Annotated in this window: 16 protein-coding genes and 1 other annotated feature; of the genes, 1 reads left to right on the top strand and 15 read right to left on the bottom strand. The window is 49.9% G+C overall.

Annotated elements, in window-relative coordinates; translation table 11 throughout:
• Positions 1 to 2: 2 nt before the first annotated feature.
• The 5 genes from AC3WTP_RS07360 to hemL all read right to left on the bottom strand — a co-directional run bounded on the left by AC3WTP_RS07360 (position 3) and on the right by hemL (position 8,901).
• Positions 3 to 1,379: a bifunctional folylpolyglutamate synthase/dihydrofolate synthase gene (locus AC3WTP_RS07360; protein WP_492393983.1), complete on the bottom strand. Its 1,377-nt coding sequence runs from the start codon at positions 1,377 to 1,379 to the stop codon at positions 3 to 5.
• A gap of 118 nt (positions 1,380 to 1,497) precedes the next feature.
• Positions 1,498 to 4,167, bottom strand: coding sequence for a valine--tRNA ligase (locus tag AC3WTP_RS07355; RefSeq protein ID WP_492393925.1), 2,670 nt, complete (start codon positions 4,165 to 4,167; stop codon positions 1,498 to 1,500).
• Positions 4,168 to 4,245: 78 nt separating this feature from the next.
• Positions 4,246 to 4,546 (bottom strand) — a binding site (T-box leader).
• Positions 4,547 to 4,978: 432 nt separating this feature from the next.
• A complete protein-coding gene (locus tag AC3WTP_RS07350; RefSeq protein ID WP_492393924.1) occupies positions 4,979 to 6,487 on the bottom strand; it encodes a LysM peptidoglycan-binding domain-containing protein in 1,509 nt (502 codons plus the stop codon).
• Between the two features lie 147 nt (positions 6,488 to 6,634).
• Entirely contained in the window at positions 6,635 to 7,525 is an 891-nt protein-coding gene (locus tag AC3WTP_RS07345; RefSeq protein ID WP_492393923.1) for an RluA family pseudouridine synthase, read from the bottom strand.
• A 74-nt stretch (positions 7,526 to 7,599) separates the two neighbouring features.
• Complete coding sequence (hemL, locus tag AC3WTP_RS07340; RefSeq protein WP_492393922.1) at positions 7,600 to 8,901, bottom strand: glutamate-1-semialdehyde 2,1-aminomutase; 1,302 nt, start codon at positions 8,899 to 8,901, stop codon at positions 7,600 to 7,602.
• Positions 8,902 to 8,983: 82 nt separating this feature from the next.
• Here hemL and AC3WTP_RS07335 point away from each other — a divergent pair, with 82 nt between their 5' ends.
• Entirely contained in the window at positions 8,984 to 9,661 is a 678-nt protein-coding gene (locus AC3WTP_RS07335; RefSeq protein ID WP_492393921.1) for a Crp/Fnr family transcriptional regulator, read from the top strand.
• Positions 9,662 to 9,746: 85 nt separating this feature from the next.
• Here the strand turns inward: AC3WTP_RS07335 and hemB are convergent, their stop codons facing one another.
• The 10 genes from hemB to lon all read right to left on the bottom strand — a co-directional run bounded on the left by hemB (position 9,747) and on the right by lon (position 21,619).
• On the bottom strand, positions 9,747 to 10,745 hold the full coding sequence (gene hemB, locus AC3WTP_RS07330) for a porphobilinogen synthase (protein WP_492393920.1): 999 nt from the start codon (positions 10,743 to 10,745) through the stop codon (positions 9,747 to 9,749).
• A 79-nt stretch (positions 10,746 to 10,824) separates the two neighbouring features.
• Positions 10,825 to 12,351 (bottom strand): uroporphyrinogen-III C-methyltransferase, encoded by a 1,527-nt coding sequence (gene cobA / locus AC3WTP_RS07325; RefSeq protein WP_492393982.1) that lies wholly within the window; start codon positions 12,349 to 12,351, stop codon positions 10,825 to 10,827.
• 155 nt (positions 12,352 to 12,506) lie between these two features.
• Positions 12,507 to 13,439, bottom strand: coding sequence for a hydroxymethylbilane synthase (gene hemC, locus AC3WTP_RS07320; RefSeq protein WP_492393919.1), 933 nt, complete (start codon positions 13,437 to 13,439; stop codon positions 12,507 to 12,509).
• Entirely contained in the window at positions 13,436 to 14,140 is a 705-nt protein-coding gene (locus tag AC3WTP_RS07315) for a precorrin-2 dehydrogenase/sirohydrochlorin ferrochelatase family protein (RefSeq protein WP_492393918.1), read from the bottom strand. Before AC3WTP_RS07315 ends, hemC begins: the two co-directional genes overlap by 4 nt.
• 2 nt (positions 14,141 to 14,142) lie before the next feature.
• A complete protein-coding gene (locus AC3WTP_RS07310) occupies positions 14,143 to 14,970 on the bottom strand; it encodes a cytochrome C assembly family protein (RefSeq protein WP_492393917.1) in 828 nt (275 codons plus the stop codon).
• Between the two features lie 30 nt (positions 14,971 to 15,000).
• A complete protein-coding gene (gene hemA / locus AC3WTP_RS07305) occupies positions 15,001 to 16,416 on the bottom strand; it encodes a glutamyl-tRNA reductase (RefSeq protein ID WP_492393916.1) in 1,416 nt (471 codons plus the stop codon).
• A gap of 327 nt (positions 16,417 to 16,743) precedes the next feature.
• A complete protein-coding gene (speD, locus tag AC3WTP_RS07300; RefSeq protein ID WP_492393915.1) occupies positions 16,744 to 17,142 on the bottom strand; it encodes an adenosylmethionine decarboxylase in 399 nt (132 codons plus the stop codon).
• A 587-nt stretch (positions 17,143 to 17,729) separates the two neighbouring features.
• Complete coding sequence (locus AC3WTP_RS07295) at positions 17,730 to 18,317, bottom strand: non-ribosomal peptide synthetase module (protein ID WP_492393914.1); 588 nt, start codon at positions 18,315 to 18,317, stop codon at positions 17,730 to 17,732.
• Between the two features lie 241 nt (positions 18,318 to 18,558).
• Positions 18,559 to 19,176: a ribosome biogenesis GTP-binding protein YihA/YsxC gene (yihA, locus tag AC3WTP_RS07290; RefSeq protein ID WP_492393913.1), complete on the bottom strand. Its 618-nt coding sequence runs from the start codon at positions 19,174 to 19,176 to the stop codon at positions 18,559 to 18,561.
• A 103-nt stretch (positions 19,177 to 19,279) separates the two neighbouring features.
• A complete protein-coding gene (gene lon, locus AC3WTP_RS07285; RefSeq protein WP_492393912.1) occupies positions 19,280 to 21,619 on the bottom strand; it encodes an endopeptidase La in 2,340 nt (779 codons plus the stop codon).
• Between the last annotated feature and the right edge of the window lie 26 nt (positions 21,620 to 21,645).

Raw genomic sequence — 21,645 nt, 5'->3', positions numbered from 1 at the left:
ACTCACCAGCCTTTTTCAGAATCCTTTTGGTACAACAAATATGAACGAACATCTGCGATCATGTACAGGGTGCCTGTTACGACCCCCAAGTCTTCCGCAGACGTCATAGATTGAAGCTTATCTAGTGCAATACGCCAATTCGGCTCTATCACGATCTCGGGACGATCTTCTTGATCCCCGAGTACTTCTTCCGCTATTGCGGCTAGCTTATCCGCATCAAGCTTCTTCCGAAAGTCAGGCTCGGAGAAGATGACCGTATCCGCTAAAGGTAGTATATGACGCAGCGCGTCGAGATGATGCTTGGTGGAGAGCATCCCCATCATGATGTGACAGCGTTTAAATCGATACGTGTCCTTGAGAGCTTGCGCCAGTGTTTCCATGCCTTCAGGATTGTGAGCGCCGTCCAGCAATATGCGCGGATCACGCTTCACCATCTCCAGCCGACCTGGCCAAGCCGCCTTGCGCATACCTTCAAGCAGCACCTCATCATCGACCACGAACGCCATATAGTTGCGCAGCACTTCCAAGGTCATAATCGAAACAGCCGCATTCTTCAGCTGATGGGCGCCATTCATCGTAATCGTCACGGATTCCAAGGAACGAAACGGACCTTGGAACGAGAACGTCTGCGCGTCTTCTATCCGATTCTCCGATTCATAACGGAACTGCTCACCCATCACATATAGCCCTGATCGGCGCTGATCCGCCGTACGACGAATAACCTCCAATGCTTCCGGCTGTTCAACAGCTGTCACGACAGGGACGCCGTCCTTAATGATGCCTGCTTTCTCAGCAGCTATCGCTTCGATGGAATCTCCGAGAATATCCATATGATCATGGCCGATATTCGTGATAACGGATACGATCGGCGTCACAATATTCGTTACGTCGAGACGACCGCCTAATCCTGTTTCCAATACGACGATATCAGGATAAGCAACAGTGGCGTAATAGAGAATCGCCAATGCCACAGACACTTCAAACATAGTAGGCGAGCCTAGTGGAGTAGCAGCGATCTGCTCGACAATCGGACGCAGTCGATTCGCAAGATCAACGAGAATATCGTCTGGAATATCTTCGTTGTTATATTTCAAACGGTTTTGATACTTTTCAATGTATGGCGATGTGAAAGTACCTACGTCAAAACCCGCCTCCATGAGCACACTAGTCAGCATCGCGCAGGTCGAACCTTTACCGTTCGTGCCTGCCACGTGAATAAACTTGAGCCTGCGCTCCGGATGTCCAAACTGCTCCATCATCTGTTCAATACGTTCAAGACCTGGACGTATTCCAAATGGAATCAATGAGGTTATCCATTCCACTGCTTCGTCTACATGTGTAAATAGGGCGCTGTTGCCCAATCCCATCGTCTCTGACATCTCACTCATCCCTCTGTCCCATAGTCATGAGGCGACCGAATCCCGCAGCGCGGAGATTCGGCCGTCTAAAAACACTGCATAATGAAAGAAACGGTCTCTTACTTGATCATACTCCGATTTATACTTCTTGCAACTCTTGAATGCGTACAAGCACTTTGTCGCGTTTGTCGCTGTAATCCTGCATCTTCGCGCGCTCTTCCTCTACCACTTTAGCAGGAGCCTTCGCCATGAAGCCTTCATTTGCAAGCTTCTTCTCTACACGCTCTACTTCTTTGGTCAGCGTCTCAAACTCTTTCTGAAGACGTTGAATCTCCTGCTCGATATCGATGAGCCCAGCAAGCGGTAAATACATCTCGGCGCCTGTTACGATCGATGTCATCGCCTTATCCGGAGCAGCGGCATTCATATCGATATCAAGCTTGGATGTGCCGCAGAAGCGTTCAATCGCAATCAGATTGCGCTTCACGATCTCCTGTGCGCGGGCATCTGTCGGCTTCACGATCATCTCAACCTTCTTGCTCATCGGAACGTTGACTTCGGCGCGGATATTGCGTACCGCGCGAACCATATCCATCAGCAGGTTCATTTCTTGGACCGCTTCAGGAGCTTCGAACTTCTCGTCGTATGTCGGCCAAGCAGCAAGCGTAATCGTCTCGCCTTCACGTGGAAGATGCTGCCATATTTCCTCGGAAATGAATGGCATGAACGGATGGATCATGCGCATCGTACGATCGAGCACATAAGCGAGGACGGATTGCGTATTCTTCTTCTTAACGTCGTCTTGACCGTACAAGTTGAGCTTCGCAATCTCAATATACCAATCGCACAGATCATCCCAGATAAAGTTGTTCAACAGTCGTCCTGTTTCGCCAAACTCATATGCATCCATAAGACGAGTGATCTCACGAGCCGTCTCATTCATGCGATGCAGTATCCAGCGGTCCGCTGTTCCCAGATCACCGCTGATGTCTATGTCATCATACGCAAAGCCTTCCAGATTCATCAACGCGAAGCGAGACGCGTTCCAGATCTTGTTCGCAAAGTTGCGCGCCTGTTCAACGCGTTCGTAGCGGAAGCGAAGATCCTGACCCGGCGTACTGCTGGTTGAGATCATATAGCGCAATGCATCCGCGCCGTATTGATCAATCACATCGATCGGATCTACACCGTTGCCGAGCGACTTCGACATCTTGCGTCCTTCGGGGTCACGTACCAAGCCGTGCATAAGCACATCCTTGAACGGCGCTTCATCTGTAAATTCAAGCGCAGTGAAGACCATGCGAGCAACCCAGAAGTAGATAATGTCATAGCCCGTTACAAGCACATTGGTTGGATAGTAGCGCTTCAGATCTTCGCTGTTCAGATCCGGCCAGCCCAGCGTGGAGAACGGCCACAATGCGGAGCTGAACCAGGTATCCAGAACGTCTGAATCCTGTTCCAGATTCGTGCTGTTACAGGAAGAGCAGCTGTGAACTTCGTTATGTGCAACATTGATATGTCCGCAATCTTGGCAGTGCCATGCTGGAATGCGGTGTCCCCACCACAACTGACGGGAGATAACCCAGTCGCGAACATTTTCAATCCAATTGTAAAATACTTTCTCGAAACGGTCAGGGACGAAGTTAACGCCCTTGCCCGCCTTCTGTGCAGCGATCGCGCGTTCAGCGAGCGGCTTCATCTTCACGAACCATTGTGTCGACAGATACGGCTCAACAACTACGCCTGTGCGCTCGCTGTGACCAACCTGATGCACATGCTCCTCGATCCGAATGAGAACGCCTTGCTCCTGAAGATCCTTAACGATCTGCTTGCGGCATTCGAAGCGATCCATACCTTCGTACGGTCCTGCCAGCTCATTCATCTTCGCCGTTTCATCCATAACGTTGATCTGCGGAAGATTGTGACGGAGACCCAATTCAAAGTCGTTCGGATCATGAGCAGGCGTAATCTTAACAGCGCCGCTTCCGAATTCTTTATCTACATAATCGTCCGCAACGATCGGAATCTCGCGATTCATGATCGGCAGCATCAACGTCTTGCCGATCAGATGGCTGTAGCGCTCATCCTTCGGATGAACCGCAACCGCTGTATCGCCAAGCATCGTCTCTGGACGTGTCGTAGCGACTGTGATAGTGCCGCTGCCGTCTGTCAATGGATATTGCAGATGATACAGGGCGCCTTGCAATTCTTTGTACTCAACCTCGATATCAGACAGCGCCGTGCGAGCGGCCGGATCCCAGTTGATAATGTATTTGCCGCGGTAAATAAGCCCCTTCTCATACAGCTTTACGAATACTTCCTTAACCGCGTCGGACAAGCCTTGATCCAATGTGAAACGCTCGCGGGAGAAGTCCAGCGACAGTCCCAACTGCTCCCATTGGCTGCGAATGTTCGCTGCGTAAGTATCCTTCCACTCCCATACCTTCTCCAGGAACTTCTCACGACCGAGGTCGTAGCGAGTGATTCCCTCTTCGCGCAGCTTCGCTTCCACTCTTGTCTGTGTCGCGATACCCGCATGGTCAGAGCCTGGAAGCCATAGAGCGTCATAGCCCTGCATACGCTTCGAACGGATAATAATATCCTGCAGCGTAAAGTCGAGCGCATGACCGATATGAAGCATACCAGTAACGTTCGGTGGAGGAATCACGATCGTGAACGGCTCCGCGTCTTTGTTGCGTCCTGCTTGGAAGTAGCCGCCTTCCATCCAATATTTGTACCATTTCTGTTCCGCTGACTTCGGATCGTAAGTCGTCGGCATCGACAGTTGCTGTTCGTTCGTTTCAGCCATCTATATCCCTCCAAATTAAAATAATCTCATCCATCAGCAATCGGTGGGGCTTGATTAGACGCAAAAAAACCTTTCGTCACAAAGGACGAAAGGCTAGCTTCCGTGGTACCACCTTCATTCCGCAGCTTCAGCGAGTCGCCATTAACGGCTTCCCTGGCAAGTTGCTCCTGCCTGCTTGAACTGCAGCACTTCCAAGCAAATAACGGCTGCTACCGTCCTCATCTAGTTGATGAACTCCACGCCATATCATGTGAAGGCAGCAATTCAATAAGGCGACTCCCGGGTGACTTCAACGACGATTGTCCTGCAGGCGTTACACCGCATCGCTCTGCTCTCTGTAAGGATTCCTTCGCTTACTGGTCCCGTTCACGGTCTTTATCAATTGGTGAAATAATTACACTTCATTTTACATTCTCATATCAGCGTAGTCAATAGACGGTTTATGTCCGTTAAACATAATCATTACCCATTTGCGACTGTTTCATAACTCATGCTGCAAGATTTCCATATCGACAAGCTTAGTCTTAACCCTCGACACTTACGTCCATTAGATCTCCAGCCGTACAATAATTTCAAATACACTGCTAACTGCATTTCATACCGTTAATTGGGTTCAAAGACTCTAATTTACGAGAAACAACTGTATTATGCACAGCTATTTCGAGCATATCTTGGCTAGTATCGCTCTCGTATCTGAATTAACTGTAGGAAATACATTTAGATCATCAGCGGATCTTCTGAGGTCGATTTAACTGTACAGAATACAGTTAGTACAAAGAGACTGTCTCCGCAGAGACAGCCTCTTCTTTAATTACACTGCGGTTATCGGAATATACAATACTTGACCCTCTGAGATAGATGACTCCGATAAACGATTATGCATCGCAATTTCCCGAGGATTCATCTGATAGCGAGTCGCGATCTGATCCAACGTATCATCGCGCTGAACGATACACATCCGAACCTTGCTGAAGTGTCGATCCTCATTCACACGGTTTAGGAATATGGATTGCCAATTGACGTCATCACTTGCGGTATCACGCTCGGGAACCGTCTCAGGCTTCTCTTCCTTAACCGGCTGCTGCACTGCTTCCGCCTGCGATGTGGAGCGCAGCAGCGAGCCGAAGCCCAGCTTCCCCTTCTCACTTACAGGTTCCGACTTCGAGCTGCCAATCGCAATCTTCATTGCACCCTTCTCAGGCACAGTCTCCACTGCGGCAGACACTGGTTCCGACTGTACGCGCTCACGTTCCTGATCATCCTCAGCTGCGTTGACGACAGCTTCGATCGATGATTCTACATCAGCTTCATCGCGAGAAGCTTCCACCTCCTCGATCTTAGTCCCCGCCTGCTGACGAGCAGGCTCTGATTCTGAGGCGTTTGTGGAGGCGGCAGTATCCCAAGGTGAATTCGCCCACTTCCATGAAGTGGAGGCTGGTGGCTGCGGCACTTCCTGTTGGTTGAACGCTGGAGCTTGACGCTCCACTTGCGTTAACGATTGCTGCAGCTGATGCGAAGCGTCGAAGCTTGACAGCCAGCTTCCAGCATGATCATCATGATCATCATGAACAGCTTCCTCTTGCGGCTCATCGTCTGCGGAAGCTGCGTGAACAACACGTTCTACATCAGTCTGAGCGTTAAACGATACTGCCAAGCCGTCTGCACCAGTTGTATATCCAGCTTGCTGCGCTTGCATGAATATTGGCGCATGGCCAGCGACCTCATCGCTCTCAACCTGCTCGCCTTCTTCACGAAATGTCGCTTCCGCACCTGCTTCAGCTTGAGCGTCGGCAGCTTCTGACGTTTCCTCAGCCGCGCCAAAGCTAGGTTGACCATAATCACGCAGCCAAGAGGGCTCCGTCGACGATACATTCGGTTCTCTTGCTTCACTTGATTCAGGCGCTTCATGAATGACGGTGAATTGCTCCGACTCCCATGCAGGCTGCTCCGGCTGTTCCATATGAATACCTCTAAGAGACAGCACTCCCGTAATGTTAAGTGAACGAGTAGATAATAGATCCACATCAAAATTTTCAATATCCACCCGTATCTCATCCAAGCTGCGAACACGATTCAACGGCAGTGTGATCTCAACAGGAATCCAATGTTCGAGTGTCTGGCTTCGACGGTCTTCCGATGTTCCAATATACGCTCCAGCGAGCAGCAAGCTGCCTCTGACGGTAACCTGCTCGCCGGCTGGCAGCACTTGAATGTGAGGAGTTAATTCTACCTCCTCCAGCTGATCAATGCCGACATGCTCGTCAGATAAATGCACGCGTTCATAAATATCAAATCTTAAACCATAAGATTCATCATACACCGACTGCTCCTCCTCCCGCAGTTCCAACCTGCTATCCATGCATTGCTCAAAGTAATGACACAGCGATTGCCCGCTTCATGGCCAACCTATCGCAAAGTCAGACTATGTTCATTACTTCATCATATGGACGTTTTGGAGGGAGCATGACTATATTTTTTCACAACAATGCGCCATATCCGATGGCATCGGTGCTTGTACTTGGATCACTTGTCCACTAAACGGATGCGGGAAGCATAGTTCAACCCCATGCAGCGCCTGACGCTGCAGCAGCTTCGTTACTCCGCCATACAGTTCATCTCCGACAAGCGGATGACCGATGTGACTCATATGTACGCGAATTTGATGGGTCCTGCCGGTTTCAAGCTCGAGCTGAACCAAAGAGTATTGATCCCCTGCTCGCAGCACTTCATAATGTGTCACCGCTCGGTCACCGTTAGGCGATACACGTCTTCGTCCGCTGTGATGACGATCCTTGCCGATCGGCGCATCGACTACGCCGTTTATCTGCGTCATCCGCCCATGGACAAGCGCCGCATAGGTACGTCGAATCCGTTTCTCGCGCATCGCTTCATCCAGAATCGCATGCGCGAGCGCATTTTTGGCGTACAGGACAGGTCCTGTCGTATCCGCATCCAGCCGATGAATATGCCGAATGCGAACTTCTTGACCTGTCCACACATAATGACAGGCGACAGCATTCGCAAGCGCCGCCCGCGCTGCTTCCTGCTCACTCGAAGCAGCGTGCACCGGCATGCCCGCCGGTTTATAAGCAACGAGACAAGCATCATCCTCATACAGGATGTCGGCAGGCTGATCCGCGGCTTCGATCCCAACTGATTCCGGCTCAAATACATGCAAGCGAAGTCGATCGCCCGCGATCTTGATGCCTTCATTCGCTTTCCAGCTGCGAAGCAGATGCTGCGGAACATGTATCGTCTCCTTTAACCACTGTTCGACATGTTCTTGATCCTGCAGTATCGCACGCCCAGGTGTAAGCTCCAGCCATTCGCCTCTTCGAGCCCAATTTCGTGTACTCATATATGGAATACATTCCTTTCCCTATGAAAACATAAAGGACGGACTTTAAGCAGTCCGTCCCCTCGCAATCGCAATTATAGCTGCTTCAATGCATTATAATGCGCTTCTATCGTCATATCAATGTCAGCATCCGTATGGGCGTTGGAAACAAACATGCCCTCGAACTGAGATGGAGCAACGCTCACTCCATAATCCAGCATAGCTTTAAAATAGCTGCGGAAATGATCCAGATTCGACTTCTTCGCTGTCTCGAAGTTAATTACAGCCTCACCTGTGAAGAATGGGCATACCATGGAGCCAACTCGGTTCACTACGCTTGGGATACCCAGCTCTTTGGCATTGCTCTCTAGTCCAGCTTGCAGTCTTGCGGACTTCGCTTCCAGATTGTCGTACACTTCAGGTGTCAGCAAGGACAGCGTCGTATAGCCCGCAACCATCGCGAGCGGATTGCCGCTGAGCGTACCTGCCTGATAGATTGGACCGCTTGGCGCGATCTGCTCCATATACTCGCGTTTACCGCCGTACGCGCCGACTGGCAGTCCGCCGCCGATTACTTTGCCGAAGCAGGTAAGATCAGGCGTAACGCCAAAGCGGCCTTGCGCACAGTTAATATGCACACGGAAGCCTGTCATCACTTCATCAAATATGAGCAGGCTGCCATACTGCTCCGTCAAACTGCGCAATCCTTCAAGGAAGCCAGGCAGAGGAGGCACGACGCCCATGTTGCCCGCAATCGGCTCAACGATTACACATGCGATATCTTCGCCATATTGCTCGAACGCGAGTTTCGTCGCTTCCAGATCATTATACGGAACCGTTATCGTGTTGCTGGCTACACTTTGTGGAACCCCAGGGCTGTCAGGCAGCCCTAACGTCGCGATCCCGGACCCTGCCTTGATAAGCAGGCTGTCCGAATGACCGTGGTAAGAGCCTTCAAACTTTACGATCTTGTTTCGCTTCGTTATGCCTCGTGCTAAACGAATAACACTCAGCGTCGCTTCTGTACCGGAATTGACCATCCGCACGATGTCAACGGAAGGTACCCGCTCCACAACAAGTTTAGCCATCGCCGTTTCCAGCTCAGTCGGAGAGCCGAAGCTTGTCCCTTTCGCAGCCGTTTCCTGGATCGCACGAATGACTTCCGGATGGGTGTGCCCAAGAATAAGCGGTCCCCAAGATGCTACATAGTCGAGAAATACGTTGCCGTCGATATCATACACGCGAGCACCTTCTCCGCGCTCTATGTACAACGGTGTCAGCCCGACTGATTTAAACGCGCGAACAGGGCTGTTCACACCGCCAGGAATATATTTCTTAGCTTCTTCAAACGCTGCATACGAACGTTCATCACGACGTCTCTGTGAATTATTCGTCAACTTCAACAACTCCCATCTATAATCATCCAGTTGATTGTGCTACACTAGTTAAAAACATACTTGGAACAAAGAGGTTATATTCATGATTGAGCTTCTTAAGCAGGTTCCGTTGTTTTCAGGCTTGACGGATGACCAGCTTATTATCGCATCCTCTATTATGTCCCGCCTCGAATTCAACCCTAATACCGTGTTGTTTGAACAGGGAGACTCTATTCAATCCTTTTGTATTATCATTCGCGGATCCGTCAAGATTTACATCTCCAATCGTGAAGGACAGCAAATCATATTAACTACTTTGCACGCCGGCGACAGCTTTAACGCATTAGCGCTAATCGCTGGGCAGCCTCGCTCCTCTACGATCGAGACGATGGAAGATACAATCCTGCTGACGATTACGAATGACAATTTTCAACTGCTGCTGCGAACGCATTTTGATATTGTCCAGAAACTCATGCTGCAGCTAAACAATCACCTCAGAGCGAGAGATTCTCAGGTGTACGACCTGACGTTTCTAGAACCATCCGCGCGGGTCGTTAAACACATCGTGCGACTTGCTCAACAGTTGGGCAAACGTGTCGGAGACAGCATTCTCGTCGAGACCCCATTCGACCGCGAATATATATCAGGGCTGGCAGGCGTTCATCAAGCAGAACTGGACAACATACTGCAACAGCTGGAGCAAGAACAAGTTATTCTACTAAGCCCGAACCAATATACGCTTGATGTATCTCGCCTCTATGCAAGTCAATATGTGAATTAATTCAATACGACGAACTAACGAGCAGGTCGGTGAACCGCGGAATTTCAATTCCCAGTTACCGGCCTGCTGCTTTACTATTACACAATTAAGCTTGAAGCCAACGTGCCGCGTCCTTCGCATAATAAGTCAAGATCATATCAGCGCCCGCCCGCTTCATTCCTGTCAGCATCTCCAGCGCGATTGCACGTTCATCCACCCAGCCAAATTGCGCCGCCGCTTTCACCATCGAATATTCTCCACTCACATTATAAGCAACAACCGGCAGGTCAAACTGCTCCTTGAGTGAACGAATTATGTCCATATAAGCCAGCGCGGGCTTAACCATCAGCATATCAGCACCTTCGAGCACATCCGCTTCCGCTTCGCGCAGCGCTTCACGAGCATTGGCCGGATCCATCTGATACGTCTTCCGGTCTCCAAACTGCGGAGCTGAATGCGCCGCGTCGCGGAATGGTCCGTAGAACGCAGATGCGTATTTGACTGAGTAAGACATGATCGGCACATCGGAATAGCCCGCTTCATCAAGCCCAGCGCGAATCGCATGCACGAATCCGTCCATCATGTTTGAAGGCGCGATAATGTCCGCACCCGCTTCCGCTTGCGATACAGCAGTCTTCACGAGATATTCAAGCGAGGAATCATTATCTACATCGCCCACTTGACGCCCATTCACTTCATGCACATGCACCATGCCGCAATGACCATGATCTGTGAACTGACACAAGCAAGTATCCGCAATAACGACAAGATCCGGGAAATGAGCTTTAATTTGACGAGTCGCCTGCTGCACAATTCCGTTTGCATCGAATGCCGAGCTTCCTACAGCATCCTTGGTCTCTGGAAGACCAAATAGGATAACCGCTGGAATGCCAAGCGATACAATCTCTTCTACTTCTTGATTAAGCAAGTCTAACGAAAAATGATAGACCCCAGGCATAGAAGCGATTTCTTCCTTCACTTGCGTGCCGCCGGTAACGAATATTGGCATGATGAAGTCATGGACATGAAGCACAGTCTCACGCACCATGCTGCGGATTCCTGCCGTCTTCCGGAGTCGGCGCAATCTTGTAACGGGGTAAGTCATAGGGGTGTTCCTCCTTGAGCATCTAATCTGTCATATCTTCTAAGTATATAAAATGCTGAATCAGCTTGTAAGCAGTTGTTTAATCTATTGAGTTACGGTTTAGTATCGTCTGCAGCAGCCCCTCCATCGTGGAATGCTCCGCGACAGCATCAACACGAAGCCCTGCTTCACGCGCTGTGCGCGCTGTTATCTCGCCGATACATACGATTCGAGCCCTATTCAAGAGCTCAATGCCATCATCCGCGCCTTGGCAGCGAAGAAGCTCCAATAGATTCGTTACCGTTGAGGAACTGGTAAACGGAATGCAATGGATCGCGCCTTCGCGCAGAAGCTCCAGCATATGCGGGTCATCCTGCTCCGGCAGCACAGTCTCGTAGATGTCTATTTCATCTACTTCTATACCCGAAGCACGCAGCTTCTGCCCTAACCACGGGCGAGCCAGATCTCCTCTTGCCATCAATACACGCTGTCCAGGTGATAGTTCCTTTTCTAACAGGGTCCATAATCCTTCTTGGCTGAATTGCTCCGCTACCAGATCTGGAATCAAACCATAATCTCTCATCGCCTCTGACGTCTTAGGACCGACCGAGACAATTCGCAGTCTACTAAGCTTACGAACATCCGTTTCTAAGCGGCGCATATGCTCCATCCAATAGTGAACCCCGTTAGCGCTCGTTAGAATCAGCCAGTCATACTGACTGAGCTGATTGATTCGCAGCTCTACTTCTTCTAGCGCAGCGGTGGATTTCGGCAGCCTCGTTTCAATAACCGGATATTCATAAGGCTCGCCGCCCAGATCCTCTATCGCTCGCACGAAGGAGGCGGATTGAGCGCGAGCTCTTGTCACTAATATGCGCTGTCCGAATAACGGACGCAGCTCAGCCCACTGCAGCTGTTCCCGCTCCAGAACAACGTCGCCGATCACGATCACTGCCGGAGAACTGAAGCCGGCTCGTTCCACTTCATCCGCAATTGTCGACAACGTGCCTGTTAACGTCGATTGCTCAGCATAAGTCCCCCAACGTACAAGCGCGACTGGCGTATTCGGATCACGACCGAAGCTGATAAGCTGCTCAGCGATAAATCGCAGATTGCCTACCCCCATCAAGAAGATAACTGTGCCGACCGCCTTCGCCAGTCCTTCCCATGAGACCAGATCCGCAAGCCGATCCTGCTTCTCATGGCCTGTAATGACGGTGAAGGAAGTAGAGCGGTCACGGTGAGTGACAGGTATGCCCGCATATGCAGGCGCGGCCACTGCCGAAGTGACGCCAGGCACAATCTCATACGTGATGCCATGCTGCTTCAGCAAGGCGGCCTCTTCGCCCACCCGCCCGAATACGCACGGATCTCCGCCTTTCAGCCTGACGACCGTCTGGCCCGCTGACGCCAGCTCTACGAGCAGCAAGTTAATCTGCCGCTGCTCCATTGCATGGCGTTCCGGCAGCTTGCCGACATATATCTTGCGCGCCCCCGGCTTCGCCATCTGAACTAAGCGTGGCCCAGCCAAGCGGTCGTATACGACGACATCCGCTTCCTGCAAGCAGCGAAGTCCCTTGACGGTGATGAGGCCGGCCTCTCCCGGCCCTGCACCGACTAGAAACACCTTGCCGCGCTTGACTGCTTCGGATAAACGATCCGCATGATCTGAATGATCTGGATGGTCTGTGCGGTCTGGATGATCTATACGATCTGAACGATCTGCTTCGCCTACATTTCCTGTCGCTCCAGCTATGCCGACATCCCGCTCTCCCACACGCTTCATCCTCTCCACTGGGACAATATGTGATCGGCTCCTCGCTCGATCAGTTGTTCAGCCACCGCTGTACCGAGCTTCTCTGGTTGATCTAGCGCTAGTGTTGCGCTGAGAATTGTGCTTCCATCCGGAGTGCCTACGAGACCAGTGAGACGGATCATACCGTCGCTGCCTTCCTGTTCCGCATAGGCACCAATAGGAACTTGACAGCCGCCGTTCAGCTTGCCGAGGAACGCCCGCTCCGCACTAACCGTTTCGGCTGTTTCCTGACAATGGTAACGCTCCAGCAGCCGCAGCAGTTGGTCATCATTCGCTCTGCATTCGATAGATAGTGCGCCTTGGCCAACCGCAGGCAAGCAGACATCGGTTGGAATATACGCCGTTATCTTGTCATGCCAACCCATGCGGTGAAGTCCGGCAGCGGCAAGAACGATGGCATCGAACCCTTCCGTCTCCAGCTTCTTTAATCGGGTATCGATATTACCGCGCAGCGGCTCGATCTGAAGATCAGGGCGCTGAGCTTGAAGCTGGGCAGCTCGACGCAGGCTGCTTGTTCCCACCTTAGCACCATGTGGCAGATCGTCAAGAGATGAGCCAGTACGCATAATTAGACAATCACGCGGGTCCTCGCGCTTCGGAATCGCACCGATGCACAGACCTTCAGGAAGCTCCCATGGCATATCTTTCATACTATGAACAGCCATATCGATCTCTTCGTCCAGCAGCGCTTGCTCAATCTCTTTCACAAACAGCCCCTTGCCGCCAACCTTGGACAGTGTAACATCCAAGATCCGATCTCCCTTCGTCACAATCTTATGGGTCTCAAACTTAAAGGGCAATTGCTCTTCTCGACATATCGCTTCCAGCGCAGCAATCACATGCCCCGTTTGAGTCAATGCCAATGCGCTCTGTCTCGTACCTACTCGAATCGTTCTCATCCTGTTTCCTCCCCGGATTGTCCTAGCTGCGATATCTGATTCCATTGCAGTTGTACCCATAGCGACCACTCCGGAAGCGGCTCTTTCCGCTCCCATGCCTCCCAACATAGATCACTATAAAGGCGCAGCCATTCCATGCGCTGCTCATCATGCTTGATATGACTCTGTGCTTCGACCCGAGCTCTATGCAGCTTATCCGCTAGCACAGCTATTCGATCATCGATAATATGGTCAACCTTCTCTATGATGTGACGTGTCAGCGTCGGGCTTGCTCCACCTGTCGAAACATTAACTTGTACTGGCCCGTACCGAAGCACGCCGGGATTGGTAAAGTCAGACCTCGTCGATGCATGAGCCACATTAACGAGAACCTTTGCCGCCTGGCAATCGATCGCTGCTCGTTCATTTACGATAGGGTCATCCGTAGCCGCAAATACGAGGCATGCGCCATTGATATCGCGCTCCTCATATTCACGCTCCACGTACTGAACAGCACGCTGCTCAACTAGTTCTGCCAGTTCAGCAGATAGAACTGGGCTGATGATCTTAATCTCAGCTCCACACTCCAGCAGCTGCCTAGTCTTTCTCGTTGCTACTTGACCTCCGCCTATCACCGTACACAGCTTGCCTCTCAGATTCAACATGATCGCATATTGCGGATAATCGCGTTCTTCGTCAAGCTCCGTTTCATTCCCCATCATTTCTACACCCCTAACCAGCGATGAAATGTGCTCACGGAATTCAAACAGTAATTGATCAGCATGGCTGAAAAGCATATCAAATTAAAACAAGCAACCTGCAGGCCAGTTAGCTTCTGTCTTCGACGCTTGACGATATAAATACCGTACAAGCACAATGAGAAGGCTGTAAGCAGCACCTTAGAGTCAAACAGCACTTCAACTCGACCACCAAGAAATACGGCGCCAACAGCTACCGATAGAGATAGCAGAAAGAAAGCGACGCCGATCGACGCAGCAAGCAGGGATGCATGCTGTATTCGTTCCAGGCTCGGCATGCGGCGCACAGCGTCAGACCACTTTCTCGCTTTAAGCCGATGATGGAGAAATATATACATTCCCGCGTACACGGCGCTTATCGTAAGAACAGCAAAGCCTCCTGCCGCCAAAGCAACATGGAAAGTCAATATATTGTGCATCATCTCCCATTCCATTAAAGCCGAAGGAGCCGTAGGATCAAGCAGCATATTTATTATAATTACGGCAAAGCCGAATAAATTCACAAAAAATACGATAAATTCGATATGAAAAAATCGATTGATGACAAGCGATGCCGTTACCAGCCCCCACGAAATTAAAAACATAAACTCGTAGCTGCTGAACATAGGCATGTCCTGATGGCGAAACAGCCTTACCACTAAAAATGCCGTCTGCATCACCCATACAAAAACAAGAAGCCCTGTGCCCATCCGCTTCGCTCCCCGATTAACACCCACAACATCGGAAAAATAAAACAGAAGGCTCAGGGCATATGTGTAAATGATCGCATCATATATCCACGTACTGGTTACCATGTAACCCCGTCGCCTCCCGTCGTCAACCACTCACCACGTGACGGTCGCCCACGACAAAGCAGGTCTGATTCGATCTGAATCATGAACCTCTTCATTCGCTTGAGACGCTAAATTGCGCTTCTGCGCACCGCTTCGGTCGGCATCGTTATTCTTCATATCATGTTCCACTTCTTGATTCAGCTCATGGCTCAATGCAAACAGCTCAGTGAAATATTTCAACGCATCATCCCTATTATTATCCGAGGCAAGCTCTTTCAACTGCAAAATAGGGTCATGCATGAGTTGATTCAGCATACTCTTGGAAAGCCTGCGTATGATCTGGGCTTCTCGCTCCGTAAGATCGGGAAGCTTATTGAACATGCTGATCATCGTTTCTTGATGAATTCGATCCGCCTTCGCTTGAAGAGCGCGGATAAGCGGAGACACGCCTAGCATATTAAGCCATTGATGATATTGTTGTATCTCTCCGCGAATCATCGCCTCAATCTTGACCGCTTCTTTATTGCGCTGCGCCAGATTGCTTTCTACGATGCCTTCCAGATCATCAATGTCATATAGAAATACATTCGACAGATCCGATATCGCCGAGTCCAGATCTCGAGGAACAGCAATATCGATCAGGAATATTGGACGAGCGCGTCTATCCTTCATGGCGCGTTCAACATCCTCTTTATGAAGCACATAGCCCGGTGAACCCGTCGAGCTGATCACGATGTCTGCGTCCATAAGCAATTGATCCACTTGCTCCAGTGTGCAAGATCTGCCGTTATATTGTTTAGCCAATTGCTCCGCCCGCTCAAGCGTACGATTGGCGACCATAACTTCCGCTGCACCATTTGCGTACAAATGCTTAACCGTTAATTCGCTCATCTTGCCCGCTCCCAGGATCAGTACCTTTTTACCTGCGAATGAGCCGAATATCCGTTTGCCCAGCTCAACTGCCGCATAGCTGACGGATACTGCATTATCGTTTATATTCGTTTCCGCATGCGCACGCTTCGCCAACGTTATCGCTTGCTTGAACAAATGGTTAAAGCAGGTGCCTGTTGTACCCTGCTGCTGCGCGAATAAGAAAGCTTGTCGAATTTGTCCTAAAATTTGCGTTTCACCTACGACCATTGAATCTAAGCCGGCAGCGACTCGGAACAAGTGCTCAACTGCCTGATCACCTTCGTGGATATACAAGTATGGAGTAAACTCCTGTCTAGGCATACCATACCATTGCTCCATGAATCCACGTATGAAATGCCCGCACATATGCAGCCGATCCACGACAACATACATTTCCGTACGGTTGCAGGTAGATACGATGACGCATTCTAGTACACTCTTCACTTCTCTAAGATGATGAACGGCATCGGCCCACTGGGCCTCAGGCAGCGCAAATTTCTCACGAATTTCGACTGGAGCCGTTCGATAGTTCATGCCGACGACGACTACATGCATCGATGTTCACCTGCTTTATACGTAATTAGAACATTATTGTAATAATAATAATTCTCATTATAACACAGTTCACCAAATTGACTTCCGACAATTTTGAATAAACATTGAAAATCATTCCAATTCTAGTGTCTCAGTCGGGTCTCCTCCTTATACATAAACTGGAGGATAAATCTTCTATCCAGGTTGGAGGGGTAAGCGCCCAAGCACCTTATATTGTAAAAAGACCCATCGAGCATAACTCGACGGGTCTTTTTGACGCTGCGGCTATCATACCGCTGTTAAACATATCCTACGTTCTTTGTACCGGTGCTGTTCACGCTGGACGTATTACACAAGCTCCGTAACTTTCATCTCTGGCGTTACTACTTCCATCTCACCAAGTCCGCGAACCAATTTTTTTGCATAAGTCTTCTCTGGTTTCAACACTGATACCAGGTAATCAATGGCCAGTTGCGGATCAACTGTTTCTCCGCAGGTATAACAGTCGATTGCAGCAAATTTCCGCTCAGGATAAGTGTGGATGGACAAATGACTCTCCGACAGCAATACGAGCACTGTAGCTCCTTGAGGTTCAAATTGCTTAGATTGGACCGACAACACCGTCGCTCCGCAAGCTTCTGCAGCCTCAACCAGTTGAGACTGGAGGAAATCAGCATCATTAAGTAAGTCAAAATCGACTCCCCACGTGTCAACAGCAACGTGTCTTCCGAAAGTTGAGTATTCCATCTTCCGGTTCCCCCTTCCTAGGAATAAAATGTTTGAAAAAAATTTCATCCGCTAGGACCTACGTCATTCACTTCCCGAGGGAAAAATCTCTCGCAACATACAATGTCCTGAGTGAATCCTGGTTCCTATAATGTTTTCAACGAGATTAAAAATAACATCTAACGCTGATTATTGCAACTACTTTTTTTGTAAATTGACAGACCGCCTATTCCGAACATTAATTACTCATCTTTACCATATGATTCGGATGTCTGTATGGTGATAGCGATAATGCTAGGATATGGTTAATTATCGTTCGTTTCAATGCCATGCATTCGTTGTATTCGCCAAGTTATGACATTGCAATAGGTCAGCTTGACCAGATATCGAGCTATGAATAGATCGTTAAGGTTTAGTAAAAGGCACACTGTATATGCTATGCACGCTATGGACAAAACGGTTCCAGCCATCATCATGAGTATACAGTCTTTTTTAAGACATCCCGCTATAATCAAGTCGATCAACGCATAAGCAGCCGCATTCATAATAAAAAGCCGCATCTCCTGCAGAGCAGATGCGGCCTCTCTTATTAATATGATGTCGTATTCTTAAGCTTCCAACATGAACAGCTGTTGAACCATGGATTGCAGCTCGCCATCAATGCGAGTGATTTGAGCGGGATCATGCGTACGGTTGCGTTCGTCAAGCAGCTGGTTGATGCGGTGCTGGATCTCTCCAATTTGCCGTTCGACCGTCTTCTTCACGAACACATGCTGCAGCTTGCTAGCCGTATCCTTTTGTTCGTATACGATTCGCGCCTCGTCTCCCTTGTTCTCCACGATCTTGGAAACCGAACCATCCTCGTAGAAATAAGTGATCGTAAATCCAGCGAATACCCGATTCACAATCGCTTCTCCACGGAAAGTAGACATTAGCTTTTGCATAATTTGAGTAAGCATCGGATGCCGCAGTCGGCAAGACGTCGCACAGACATACCGATTCCCTTGCTTTTCAAACAAGAAAGTAATCTCATCGCCCTTTCCGTCCTCAAGAACTACTTCTTGAGATCCATTTTCCAATACTTTAACATGCCAGCCTATCGGCTGTCCGACTAAAGATTGCAGTAAGCGGGTCAACTGAGCTTCTGTTAATTGCATACGGGCTTTCACATACTCTGTGGCTAATCGTCTAGCCATAAATATCTCCTCAATTCCTTCATGCTTGATGTGCATGTAATCATTATACTACAGCCGTCAGTTCAATTCCTGTTCACCGGCCTTGATAATTGAGGAGATTCTCTAAAAAAACGGAACAATTCCGAATTCCGCTCAAATAATCACCGTTTTATTTGCGCTCAATCCATTCCTCCACGTATTTCCATGCAGGGTTGCGAATTGTTTTGCATGCTTGTCCTGCGCTATACATGACGATAAGCCTTTATTCCGCCGTATCCTGATCCACCTGTTCGCCAGTTCCAGCAGCTTCAACAATCATTTCCCACAGCTCATCTCTCCCTGCTCCTGTCTCAGAAGAGAACATAATTAATTTGTGATCAGGACGCATCAGCAGCGATTTGCGGATTTCCTTAAGATGGGATGCCCATTTGCTGCGCGGCAGTTTATCTGCCTTCGTGGCGACCACACACAATGGAATGTTGTAATGGGACAGCCAATCATACATTAGAATATCATCCTTGCTCGGCGGATGGCGGAGATCAACTACCTGTAGTGCAAGCTTAAGCGGCTCACGGTCCTGGAAGTAGGTCTCAATCATTCGTCCCCACTCCTGACGCTGTGTCTTGGATACTTTGGCGAAACCGTATCCTGGCACGTCTACGAAGTAGTAAGCATCATTAATCCGGTAATAGTTCAACTGCTGTGTCTTGCCCGGCTGAGAGCTTGTACGCGCTAGATTGCGACGTTGGATGAGACGATTGATGAGCGATGACTTACCGACATTAGAGCGCCCCGCCAGTGCGATTTCCGGCAAACCGTCTTCCGGATATTGAGCAGGTCCAACTGCACTAATAATAAAGTCTGCTTGTGTAATTTTCATGTATGCTTTCACCTCGAATAATATGAATAACTGCGTTAACAGTATAATTGATTTATTGCACGAGCAACAGCGGACGCCTAAAACAGCGCCCGCTGCATAGATGCTATATTGAACTGTTCCGCTCATCTAGAATCGCATGCTCCAGCACTTCATCCAGATGCTCTACAGGCACAAGGGTCAGCTCTTGACGCACACCTTCCGGAATCTCTTCCACATCACGCACATTGTCGCGAGGGAATACAACCTTCTTAATTCCAGCTCGATGCGCCGCTATAACCTTCTCCTTCAAGCCGCCGATCGGCAATACTCTGCCGCGCAGCGTAATCTCGCCCGTCATCGCTACTTCCTTCGATACATAGCGTTTCGTCAGAGCAGATACTAGCGCGGTAGCCATCGCGATGCCCGCAGACGGGCCATCCTTCGGAATAGCGCCTTCCGGCACATGAATATGCACATCCAGCTTCTCATGGAAGCTAGGGTCAAGGTGCCACTGCTCAGCTTTGGCTCTTACATAGCTGAAGGCAGCCTGTGCGGACTCTTTCATCACGTCTCCCAGCTTGCCTGTAAGCAGCAGCTTGCCGGAACCTGGAACGACGCTTACCTCGATGCTAAGCGTGTCGCCGCCGACTTCCGTCCACGCTAAGCCAGTCACCATGCCAATCTGATCATCTTTCTCCGATTGGCCATAACGATAGCGTGGAATGCCAAGATACGATTCCAGCTCATCCGCCGATATTGATACCTGCTCAACTTGCTCAGATACAATTCGTCTCGCGGCCTTACGGCATAATGCCGCTAAGCGCTGTTCAAGCTGCCGCACACCAGCTTCTCGGGTATACAGACGAATAACCTTGCGAATCGTTTCCTCATCTAACTGTACCTGCTGTTCTTCCAACCCATGGTCACGCTTCTGCTTTGGCAGCAGGTGTCGAACCGCAATCTGCAGCTTCTCCAGCTCCGTATAGCCGGACAATGGAAGAATCTCCATCCGATCTAAGAGCGGTCGAGGAATATTATGAACGGCATTCGCTGTTGTTACAAACATCACGCGTGACAGATCGGCCGGAAGCTCGATGAAATGATCGCTGAACGAATTGTTCTGCTCCGGATCAAGCACCTCCAGCAAGGCAGAAGCAGGATCGCCTCTGAAATCGGACGCCATCTTGTCGATCTCATCCAACAGCATCACCGGATTCATCGTGCCCGCTGACTTCAAGCCTTGCACGATCCGTCCAGGCATCGCTCCCACATAAGTGCGGCGATGGCCGCGAATCTCCGCTTCATCCCTTACACCGCCGAGCGAGATGCGGACGAACTGTCGACCCAGCGACTTGGCGATCGATCTCGCCAATGAGGTCTTACCAACACCCGGAGGTCCGACTAGACATAGAATGGGTCCTTTCATGCGCTTCACCAGCTGCTGCACAGCCAAGTATTCCAGCACACGTTCTTTAGGCTTCTCCAGGCTGTAATGATCCGCTTCCAGAACAGCTTCTGCTTTAGCCAGATCCAGATCATCCTCTGAACACTTGCCCCACGGCACGGATAATAGCCAATCAATATAATTGCGAATAACGGAGCTCTCCGCTGAAGTAGGCGGCATTTTCTCCAGTCGATCAATCTCTTTCGCAAGCTTCTCCTTCACCTTATCTGGCGCTTCAAGCTCCTTCATCTGTTGACGAAGCTCATCCATCTCGCCAGTTCGGCCTTCTTTATCACCGAGCTCCTTCTGGATCGCCTTCATCTGCTCGCGCAAATAGTATTCCTTCTGCGTCTTCTCAATCTGCTTCTTAACCTGCGAATTGATCTTGCGCTCAAGCTCCAGCACTTCGCTCTCGTTGTTCAAGAGCGACAACAGCAAGGATAATCGCTCCTTCACGTTCTTCGTTTCAAGAACCTCCTGCTTATCCTTCATCTTAAGCGGGAGATGACTCGCAACGACATCGGCGAATCGTCCAGGCTCCTCAATATCGGATACCGTTGCCAAGGTTTCCGGTGTTACCTTTTTGGATAGCGTGACATAGCTTTCAAACTGAGCAAGCAATGTCCGCATCATCGCTTCTATCTCTGCAGTCTTGTCATTGATATCATCAATCACTTGAACTTGCACTTCAAAGAATTCCTCGTTCGATACGTATTCCACTATTTCCGCACGCGATACGCCTTCCACCAATACTCGTATCGTACTGTTCGGAAGCCGCAGCATCTGGCGCACCTTGGCCATCGTGCCGACTTGGTATATGTCTTCTTTCGTCGGTTCCTCTACGCTAGTTTCCGATTGTGAGCAGAGCAGCAGCATCTGATCTTCCATCATCGCATGCTCTAACGCTTTCACGGATTTGTCGCGGCCGACATCCAGATGAAGCACCATGCTTGGATAGACGAGCAATCCTCTAAGCGGAAGCATAGGCAAGGTTCGTCCCTTTGCAAGTTTAAGCCTCATGGATATGGCACCCCCAAGCTATCTAG

The organism is Paenibacillus sp. EB106-04-04-XG159, from assembly GCF_058791835.1.
The sequence above is the reverse complement of the archived record's forward strand: the minus strand, read 5'-3'. Positions and strand labels throughout refer to the sequence as shown.

What these genes read in the sequence shown, in the direction of transcription:
- AC3WTP_RS07360 (WP_492393983.1), bottom strand. Translation starts at nt 1,379, where the DNA reads ATGTCAGAGACGATGGGATTGGGCAACAGCGCCCTATTTACACATGTA.
- AC3WTP_RS07355 (WP_492393925.1), bottom strand. Translation starts at nt 4,167, where the DNA reads ATGGCTGAAACGAACGAACAGCAACTGTCGATGCCGACGACTTACGAT.
- AC3WTP_RS07345 (WP_492393923.1), bottom strand. Translation starts at nt 7,525, where the DNA reads ATGAGTACACGAAATTGGGCTCGAAGAGGCGAATGGCTGGAGCTTACA.
- AC3WTP_RS07335 (WP_492393921.1), top strand. Translation starts at nt 8,984, where the DNA reads ATGATTGAGCTTCTTAAGCAGGTTCCGTTGTTTTCAGGCTTGACGGAT.
- hemB (WP_492393920.1), bottom strand. Translation starts at nt 10,745, where the DNA reads ATGACTTACCCCGTTACAAGATTGCGCCGACTCCGGAAGACGGCAGGA.
- hemC (WP_492393919.1), bottom strand. Translation starts at nt 13,439, where the DNA reads ATGAGAACGATTCGAGTAGGTACGAGACAGAGCGCATTGGCATTGACT.
- AC3WTP_RS07315 (WP_492393918.1), bottom strand. Translation starts at nt 14,140, where the DNA reads ATGATGGGGAATGAAACGGAGCTTGACGAAGAACGCGATTATCCGCAA.
- AC3WTP_RS07310 (WP_492393917.1), bottom strand. Translation starts at nt 14,970, where the DNA reads ATGGTAACCAGTACGTGGATATATGATGCGATCATTTACACATATGCC.
- hemA (WP_492393916.1), bottom strand. Translation starts at nt 16,416, where the DNA reads ATGCATGTAGTCGTCGTCGGCATGAACTATCGAACGGCTCCAGTCGAA.
- speD (WP_492393915.1), bottom strand. Translation starts at nt 17,142, where the DNA reads ATGGAATACTCAACTTTCGGAAGACACGTTGCTGTTGACACGTGGGGA.
- AC3WTP_RS07295 (WP_492393914.1), bottom strand. Translation starts at nt 18,317, where the DNA reads ATGGCTAGACGATTAGCCACAGAGTATGTGAAAGCCCGTATGCAATTA.
- yihA (WP_492393913.1), bottom strand. Translation starts at nt 19,176, where the DNA reads ATGAAAATTACACAAGCAGACTTTATTATTAGTGCAGTTGGACCTGCT.
- lon (WP_492393912.1), bottom strand. Translation starts at nt 21,619, where the DNA reads ATGAGGCTTAAACTTGCAAAGGGACGAACCTTGCCTATGCTTCCGCTT.